Here is an 8,672-nt window from a genome sequence, read left to right on the forward strand (position 1 = left end):
TCAAGCTCGGCCAAGCCGGGCTTTCTTTCGTCCTCCGCACACCACACGCATGGTGCGAGAGGCCGACTATCCTTCAATTATCGGCGCAGCGAAGTCCAATTCGGGTAGTAGGTGAGCGGCAAGGTAGACCATGTCCACACCTCATCAATGCAGGGTACATTGAATACATACAAGAATTTCAGTAAATCCAGAAAGGAAAGCATGATCAAAGAAGTCACTGGCGACATCCTGCTGAGCAAGGCGCAACTGCTGGCACACGGCATTTCCCCCCAGGATCCGTTCGACAGCGGCCTGGCACTGGCATTGCGTGAGCGCTGGCCCTCGCTGGTCAAGGACTTTCGCCATCACACCCGCTCGAAATCGATTGAACCCGGAGAAATCTGGCCTTGGGTGGGCGTTCAGGCCGAAGGCGGAACACGCCGCATTGTCAATCTCGTCACGCAGGGCACGATAGGCCAAGGGCCCGCTGCCAAACCCGGTAAAGCCTCGCTAGAGCACGTGCGCCATGCCTTGCAGAGCTTGGCCAAGTACGTGAAGCAGGAAAACATCCAGAGCCTGGCCCTGCCGCGACTGGCAACCGGTGTGGGTGGGTTGGAATGGAGCGATGTGCGCCCGCTGATTGAGCAGTATCTGGGGGACCTGGGAATTCCCGTGGTGGTCTACGCGACCTACCGCAAGGGAGAGCAGGCCGACGAAGGACTGTGAAGATGAGCGACACTCGGCGGCACGTCATGATGGGCCGATAAGGCAACCCGCTGTGAAGGGGCCGCCTCGTGCTGCATTCGGCTCGCATATGAAAGCAACTTCAAGCCAGCGCTATTCGCTGGCTTATTTTTTTGAGGCAAGCAGGAACTTTGCTAATCTGCGGCGTTAACAGGTAACCCTGCGCACCTGCAGATCCGGCTCACATTCCTTCGCATCCTCCTCATGCCACCACTCGTCAACATTACAGCGTCTGCGTGTCGTGTTTCGGCTTCGGGCACGTATCGCCGACGGGAGGCACCCAGTCCCCGCATCGTCTTCGTTTGCCTGGCCATGCTGTGTGTTGCGATGTTAGCCGGCTGCACCAGCGCACCGCCGCGCAACCCGGACAACCTCTGCGCGATCTTTCAGGATCGCCCCGCCTGGCATCGTGCCGCACAGGATGCTGAGCGCGCCTGGGGCGCGCCGGTATTTGTGCCGATGGCCATCATGTATCAGGAATCTTCGTTTCGCGCCAAGGCACGCCCGCCACGCCGGTACGTGCTGGGCGTGATTCCCTGGGGCCGTGTCAGTACCGCGTATGGCTATACGCAGGCCCTGGACAGTACCTGGGGGCAATACCGTCAGGAAACTGGCAACCGTTTTGCCAGCCGCAGCGACTTTGCTGATTCCGTCGACTTCATCGCCTGGTACATGCACAAGTCCAGGCAGATCAACGGTATCGCCATGAACGATGCCTACCGCCATTACCTCAATTACCACGAGGGCTGGACAGGCTATCGGCGCGGCAGCTACACCCGCAAAGCCTGGCTGCTGCCAGTGGCGCGCCGCGTCGAAAGCCGCGCCCGAACCTATGCGGCTCAGTATGCCGGCTGTCGTGACGACCTGCCGCGGCGGCGCTGGCCGTTTTGAGTGGGCACTGCGCCACGGCGCAGTAGCCAGCCGAGGCACAAGGCAACCACGTCTGCCAACCCTTTCGGAAAGCGCGCTGCGCCGCGCCGAATGCCGCGATTTTTTCTGGCGATTCTGATCGCTATTGCCAGCAGCGGTCGTCAAGCGATGTACCGTCATCACTCACCGCACAACTGCCCTAGAAGAGTTCGCCGTTCTCACCGCTCGAGGCCTGGGGGGCATCCACCCGTTGCAGCAGTGCCTGCCCCTTGGCAAAACGCACCACGACGCGATCCCTGGTCTGCAATTGCGCAGCATTCTTGACGACGCAGCCATCTGGCCTGGTAACAATCGCATAACCGCGTTCCAGAACCCGTTGCGGATCCAGCATCCGCAACCGCGTTGCCACACTGGCAAGCACGTTCTGCTGCCCCTGCACGGACTGCTGTACCGCACGCCGCAGCGCGCTCTCCAGCCCGTCTACCAGATGCATGCGCCGTTCCAGATACTGACGGCGGCAATGCTGCAGCGATTGGGCCAGCAGGCGCAGACGGGCATCACGCTGGCTCAACACTGCTCCAGGACGCGCCAATGTCTGCGCGAGCTGCTTCAGTCGACGCTGCTGCGCGATGAGTTGCCCATCCAGAGCCTGCGCAAGTCCCTGCTCAAGTTGCTGAAGCCGCGCCCTGAGTACCCCGTGATCCATCGCCGCCATCTCCGCGGCGGCGGTCGGCGTCGGCGCGCGCACGTCTGCACACCAGTCTGCAATCGTCACATCCGTTTCGTGGCCCACCCCGCTGATGATGGGAACCGGACTTTTCACCATCAGCCTCGCCAACGTCGCATCATTGAACGCCCACAGGTCCTCAATGGAGCCGCCTCCGCGCACCAGCAAGATCGTGTCAATCGTCACTGCAGACCCCTGTTCCGCACGCGCCGACAACGAACCTTCCGCAATGTAGCGATAGAGACGAGACAAGGCCTCGCACAAAGCAGCCGGGGCCTGCGCGCCCTGCACCAGCGCCGGGAACAGCAGCACGGGCACATGAGGTGCCCGTCGTGCCAGCGTCGTGGCCACATCCTGCCAAGCTGCTGCGTTGGGCGACGTCACCACGGCAATTGCGCGGGGAATAGGCACCGGCACACGTTTGCGCGCCGGATCAAACAACCCTTCACGCTGCAATTGCTCCTTGAGCTGCAGAAACTGCTCATACAGATTGCCTTGACCGGACCGCTGCAGCGACTCCACGACAAGCTGCAAATCGCCCCGCGCCTCGTACACACCCAGCCGGCCGCGAACGACTACCCGCTCTCCCTCGCGCGGCATAAAACCCAGCAAAGACACAGCGCGACGAAACATCGCGCAGCGCAGCTGGCCTGTCTCGTCCTTCAGGGAAAAGTACAGATGGCCGCTACCGGCGCGGGAGAATCCACTGATTTCTCCTTCCACCGCCACCGGGTTGAAGCGCGCGTGCAAAGCATCGGCCACCGCAACGCAGAGCGCGCCAACCGGCCATACCCGCGTATGAGTCTGTTCCGTCATGGTTGTTGATCTTAGCCGTCGCCCGAGGCGCGGAGGCGAGAGGGGGGAATTAGAAAGAACGAAGCCCCTTGCAAAGGGGATTGCAAGGGGCTTGTTGGAGTAGGAGCCTGACGATGACCTACTTTCGCACGGGGATCCGCACTATCATTGGCGCGAGTCTGTTTCACGGTCCTGTTCGGGATGGGAAGGGGTGGTACCAGACTGCTATAGTCATCAGGCATAACTGGTGAGGCTGCGGCTTGAGGGTTTTGGTGTTTCAAGCTGCGAGCCTATCATAGAGTCGAATGGTAATTGATTGCGAGGCAACGCGTTGGTTGGTTTGCCTTGGTTGGTTGGTGAGAAACCAAAGTTATAGGGTCAAGCCGCACGGGCAATTAGTACTGGTTAGCTCAATGCATTGCTGCACTTGCACACCCAGCCTATCAACGTCGTGGTCTTCAACGACCCTTTAGGGGGCTCAAGGCCCCGGCAGATCTCATCTTGGGAGAAGTTTCCCGCTTAGATGCTTTCAGCGGTTATCTCGTCCACACATAGCTACCCGGCGATGCCACTGGCGTGACAACCGGTACACCAGAGGTGTGTCCACTCCGGTCCTCTCGTACTAGGAGCAGGTTCCCTCAAATCTGCAGCGCCCACGGAAGATAGGGACCAAACTGTCTCACGACGTTTTAAACCCAGCTCACGTACCTCTTTAAATGGCGAACAGCCATACCCTTGGGACCGACTTCAGCCCCAGGATGAGATGAGCCGACATCGAGGTGCCAAACACCGCCGTCGATATGAACTCTTGGGCGGTATCAGCCTGTTATCCCCAGAGTACCTTTTATCCGTTGAGCGATGGCCCTTCCATACAGAACCACCGGATCACTTAGTCCTACTTTCGTACCTGTTCGACTTGTCAGTCTCACAGTCAAGCACGCTTATGCCTATGCACTATTAGCACGATGTCCGACCGTACCTAGCGTACCTTCGAACTCCTCCGTTACGCTTTAGGAGGAGACCGCCCCAGTCAAACTGCCTACCATGCACTGTCCCCCGCCCTGATTCAAGGGCGCAGGTTAGAACCTCAAACACACCAGGGTGGTATTTCAAGGACGGCTCCAGCAGAACTAGCATCCTGCCTTCAAAGCCTCCCACCTATCCTACACAGATCTGTTCAAAGTCCCATACAAAGCTACAGTAAAGGTTCATGGGGTCTTTCCGTCTTTCCGCGGGGAGATTGCATCATCACAAACATTTCAACTTCGCTGAGTCTCTGGAGGAGACAGTGTGGCCATCGTTACGCCATTCGTGCAGGTCGGAACTTACCCGACAAGGAATTTCGCTACCTTAGGACCGTTATAGTTACGGCCGCCGTTTACTGGGACTTCAATCAAGAGCTTGCACCCCATCATTTAATCTTCCAGCACCGGGCAGGCGTCACACCCTATACGTCCACTTTCGTGTTTGCAGAGTGCTGTGTTTTTAATAAACAGTCGCAGCCACCTATTTTTTGCAACCCATTCATGCTCGGCTGTTCACCTCACACTACTAGGGCACACCTTCTCCCGAAGTTACGGTGTCAATTTGCCGAGTTCCTTCTCCAGAGTTCTCTCAAGCGCCTTAGAATACTCATCTCGCGCACCAGTGTCGGTTTGCGGTACGGTCGTTACAAGCTGAAGCTTAGTGGCTTTTCCTGGGACCCCGTTCAGTTACTTCGCAGGCAAGCCCGCTCGATCGACAGCCTCGGTTTATGTGTGCCGGATTTGCCTAACACACGCCTACTTCTGCCTAAACTGGCTATTCCAACAGCCAGATAACCTATTAAGATCCGTCCCCACATCGCACTTGTAATCGGTGCAGGAATATTAACCTGCTTCCCATCAGCTACGCATCTCTGCCTCGCCTTAGGGGCCGACTCACCCTACGCCGATGAACGTTGCGTAGGAAACCTTGCGCTTACGGCGAGGGGGCTTTTCACCCCCTTTAACGCTACTCATGTCAGCATTCGCACTTCTGATACCTCCAGCAGCCCTCACAGGCCACCTTCGCAGGCTTACAGAACGCTCTCCTACCACGCACAGTTATCTGTGCATCCGCAGCTTCGGTAACTGGCTTAGCCCCGTTACATCTTCCGCGCAGGACGACTCGATCAGTGAGCTATTACGCTTTCTTTAAATGATGGCTGCTTCTAAGCCAACATCCTGACTGTCTGTGCCTTCCCACCTCGTTTCCCACTTAGCCAATTTTAGGGACCTTAGCTGGCGGTCTGGGTTGTTTCCCTCTCGTGTCCGGACGTTAGCACCCGGTGCACTGTCTCCCAAGCTCTACTCTGCAGTATTCGGAGTTTGCCTTGGTTTGGTAAGTCGCCATGACCCCCTAGCCAAAACAGTGCTCTACCCCCGCAGGTAATACTTGAGGCACTACCTAAATAGTTTTCGGAGAGAACCAGCTATTTCCGAGTTTGTTTAGCCTTTCACCCCTATCCACAGCTCATCCGCTACTTTTGCAACAGTAGTCGGTTCGGTCCTCCAGTACCTGTTACGGCACCTTCAACCTGGCCATGGATAGATCACTCGGTTTCGGGTCTACACCCAGCGACTAGACGCCCTATTCGGACTCGATTTCTCTTCGGCTCCCCTATTCGGTTAACCTCGCCACTGAATGTAAGTCGCTGACCCATTATACAAAAGGTACGCCGTCACCCCTTTCAGGGCTCCGACTTTTTGTAAGCATGCGGTTTCAGGATCTATTTCACTCCCCTCCCGGGGTTCTTTTCGCCTTTCCCTCACGGTACTTGTTCACTATCGGTCGATTACGAGTATTTAGCCTTGGAGGATGGTCCCCCCATCTTCAGACAGGATTTCACGTGTCCCGCCCTACTTGTCTCTAGCTTAGTACCACACAGGTCTTTCTTGTACGGGGCTATCACCCACTATGGCCGCAGTTTCCAATGCGTTCCAATATCCCCTGTGCTATCTCTAGACGGCTGCTCCGATTTCGCTCGCCACTACTTTCGGAATCTCGGTTGATTTCTTTTCCTCTGGGTACTTAGATGTTTCAGTTCCCCAGGTTCGCCTCCTTGACCTATGTATTCAGCCAAGGATACCCTCGCGGGTGGGTTTCCCCATTCAGAAATCTTCGGATCAATGCTCATTTGCCAGCTCCCCGAAGCTTATCGCAGGCTATCACGTCTTTCATCGCCTGTAATCGCCAAGGCATCCACCACATGCTCTTAGTCACTTGACCCTATAACTTTGGCCTCTGCAGCTCTCACCACAAAGCCCTCTGCCATCTCAATCAAGCAAACTTCTCTAACGCGTTATTGCCGTAATTCACGCTTGTCTTGCCAGGCACGCACTCGCGTGCATGCCCTGAGAACAATCGTCAATTACTTGAAGCATCCAGGCTCAGCTTTCGCCTCGCCCGCATGTTCGTTCTTGACGCAATCAATTTTGCCGCTGATGGCACGGTGAGCACTTTCGCACTCTTTCCATCAGCAACAATGATTCGACTCTATGATTTTTTAAAGAACAGCCGTATTCATCGATCTCCATCGACAAACAACAAAGAATCCTTCGCCTTTTGGCGAAAGCTCCTTTGGTGTTCAACGATTCTTGGTGGAGGATGACGGGATCGAACCGACGACCCCCTGCTTGCAAAGCAGGTGCTCTCCCAGCTGAGCTAATCCCCCTACTATCCTCTATCCATTGGATTCTTGGTGGGTCTAGTTGGGCTCGAACCAACGACCCCCGCCTTATCAAGACGGTGCTCTAACCAGCTGAGCTACAGACCCAAGCACTACCAACCACACCCAGAACCCTCGGCACCAGGATGTAATCAACAGCTCGTCTTCCAACAACCGATAAGTGTGGACGTTTGGCAAGCCTTCGCTTGTCTTTTCCAGAAAGGAGGTGATCCAGCCGCACCTTCCGGTACGGCTACCTTGTTACGACTTCACCCCAGTCACGAGCCCCGCCGTGGTAAGCGCCCTCCTTGCGGTTAAGCTACCTACTTCTGGCAGAACCCGCTCCCATGGTGTGACGGGCGGTGTGTACAAGACCCGGGAACGTATTCACCGTGACATGCTGATCCACGATTACTAGCGATTCCGACTTCACGCAGTCGAGTTGCAGACTGCGATCCGGACTACGACCGGCTTTATGGGATTGGCTCCACCTCGCGGCTTCGCGACCCTTTGTACCGGCCATTGTATGACGTGTGTAGCCCCACCTATAAGGGCCATGAGGACTTGACGTCATCCCCACCTTCCTCCGGTTTATCACCGGCAGTCTCATTAGAGTGCCCAACTTAATGATGGCAACTAATGACAAGGGTTGCGCTCGTTGCGGGACTTAACCCAACATCTCACGACACGAGCTGACGACAGCCATGCAGCACCTGTGTTACGGCTCTCTTTCGAGCACTCCTCTATCTCTAAAGGATTCCGTACATGTCAAAGGTGGGTAAGGTTTTTCGCGTTGCATCGAATTAAACCACATCATCCACCGCTTGTGCGGGTCCCCGTCAATTCCTTTGAGTTTTAGCCTTGCGGCCGTACTCCCCAGGCGGTCAACTTCACGCGTTAGCTTCGTTACTGAGAAAGTTAATTCCCAACAACCAGTTGACATCGTTTAGGGCGTGGACTACCAGGGTATCTAATCCTGTTTGCTCCCCACGCTTTCGTGCATGAGCGTCAGTGCAGGCCCAGGGGATTGCCTTCGCCATCGGTGTTCCTCCGCATATCTACGCATTTCACTGCTACACGCGGAATTCCATCCCCCTCTGCCGCACTCCAGCCATGCAGTCACTAATGCAGTTCCCAGGTTGAGCCCGGGGATTTCACATCGGTCTTGCATAGCCGCCTGCGCACGCTTTACGCCCAGTAATTCCGATTAACGCTCGCACCCTACGTATTACCGCGGCTGCTGGCACGTAGTTAGCCGGTGCTTATTCTTACAGTACCGTCAGCAGACCAGGGTATTAACCCAGCCCTTTTCGTTCTGTACAAAAGCAGTTTACAACCCGAGGGCCTTCGTCCTGCACGCGGCATTGCTGGATCAGGCTTGCGCCCATTGTCCAAAATTCCCCACTGCTGCCTCCCGTAGGAGTCTGGGCCGTGTCTCAGTCCCAGTGTGGCTGGTCGTCCTCTCAGACCAGCTACAGATCGCAGGCTTGGTAGGCCTTTACCCCACCAACTACCTAATCTGCCATCGGCCACTCCAGTCGCGCAAGGCCCAAAGGTCCCCTGCTTTCATCCGTAGATCTCATGCGGTATTAGCCACTCTTTCGAGTAGTTATCCCCCACGACTGGGCATGTTCCGATGTGTTACTCACCCGTTCGCCACTCGCCACCAGGTGCAAGCACCCGTGCTGCCGTTCGACTTGCATGTGTAAAGCATGCCGCCAGCGTTCAATCTGAGCCAGGATCAAACTCTTTAGTTCGATCTCTTAAAAACTCACTCACTCAAGCGGAATTGAAGTAAACCTGTAAGCTAAAAAAAGATCTCTCAACCTCTTCTCGGCCTACACACTTCTTCTTCTGTTTGCATGAGCG

Annotated in this window: 3 protein-coding genes, 2 tRNA genes and 3 rRNA genes; 2 read left to right on the top strand and 6 right to left on the bottom strand. The window is 56.0% G+C overall.

What is annotated here, in order from left to right; all coding sequences use genetic code 11:
• The first annotated feature begins 201 nt into the window (after positions 1–201).
• The gene (locus AAV94_RS09580; RefSeq protein WP_046742111.1) at positions 202–705 is read left to right on the top strand and encodes a macro domain-containing protein; all 504 of its coding nucleotides are present in this window, start codon (positions 202–204) and stop codon (positions 703–705) included.
• Positions 706–1,035: 330 nt separating this feature from the next.
• Positions 1,036–1,614 carry a transglycosylase SLT domain-containing protein gene (locus AAV94_RS09585; RefSeq protein WP_046742112.1) on the top strand — a complete coding sequence of 193 codons (579 nt, stop codon included), beginning with the start codon at positions 1,036–1,038 and terminating at the stop codon, positions 1,612–1,614.
• A 178-nt stretch (positions 1,615–1,792) separates the two neighbouring features.
• Here AAV94_RS09585 and xseA read toward each other — a convergent pair whose 3' ends face one another.
• The 6 genes from xseA to AAV94_RS09615 all read right to left on the bottom strand — a co-directional run bounded on the left by xseA (position 1,793) and on the right by AAV94_RS09615 (position 8,560).
• Positions 1,793–3,136 (bottom strand): exodeoxyribonuclease VII large subunit, encoded by a 1,344-nt coding sequence (gene xseA, locus AAV94_RS09590; RefSeq protein WP_046742113.1) that lies wholly within the window; start codon positions 3,134–3,136, stop codon positions 1,793–1,795.
• A 105-nt stretch (positions 3,137–3,241) separates the two neighbouring features.
• A 5S ribosomal RNA gene (gene rrf, locus AAV94_RS09595) occupies positions 3,242–3,354 on the bottom strand.
• 135 nt (positions 3,355–3,489) lie between these two features.
• Positions 3,490–6,364, bottom strand: a 23S ribosomal RNA gene (locus AAV94_RS09600).
• Positions 6,365–6,733: 369 nt separating this feature from the next.
• Positions 6,734–6,809, bottom strand: a tRNA-Ala gene (locus tag AAV94_RS09605).
• A 25-nt stretch (positions 6,810–6,834) separates the two neighbouring features.
• Positions 6,835–6,911 (bottom strand) — tRNA-Ile (locus tag AAV94_RS09610).
• Between the two features lie 111 nt (positions 6,912–7,022).
• Positions 7,023–8,560 (bottom strand): 16S ribosomal RNA (locus tag AAV94_RS09615).
• Together the 16S, 23S and 5S rRNA genes with 2 tRNA genes alongside form the textbook arrangement of a ribosomal RNA operon.
• Between the last annotated feature and the right edge of the window lie 112 nt (positions 8,561–8,672).

The sequence above is a fragment of the Lampropedia cohaerens genome (assembly GCF_001005215.1).
Classification (GTDB): domain Bacteria; phylum Pseudomonadota; class Gammaproteobacteria; order Burkholderiales; family Burkholderiaceae_C; genus Lampropedia; species Lampropedia cohaerens.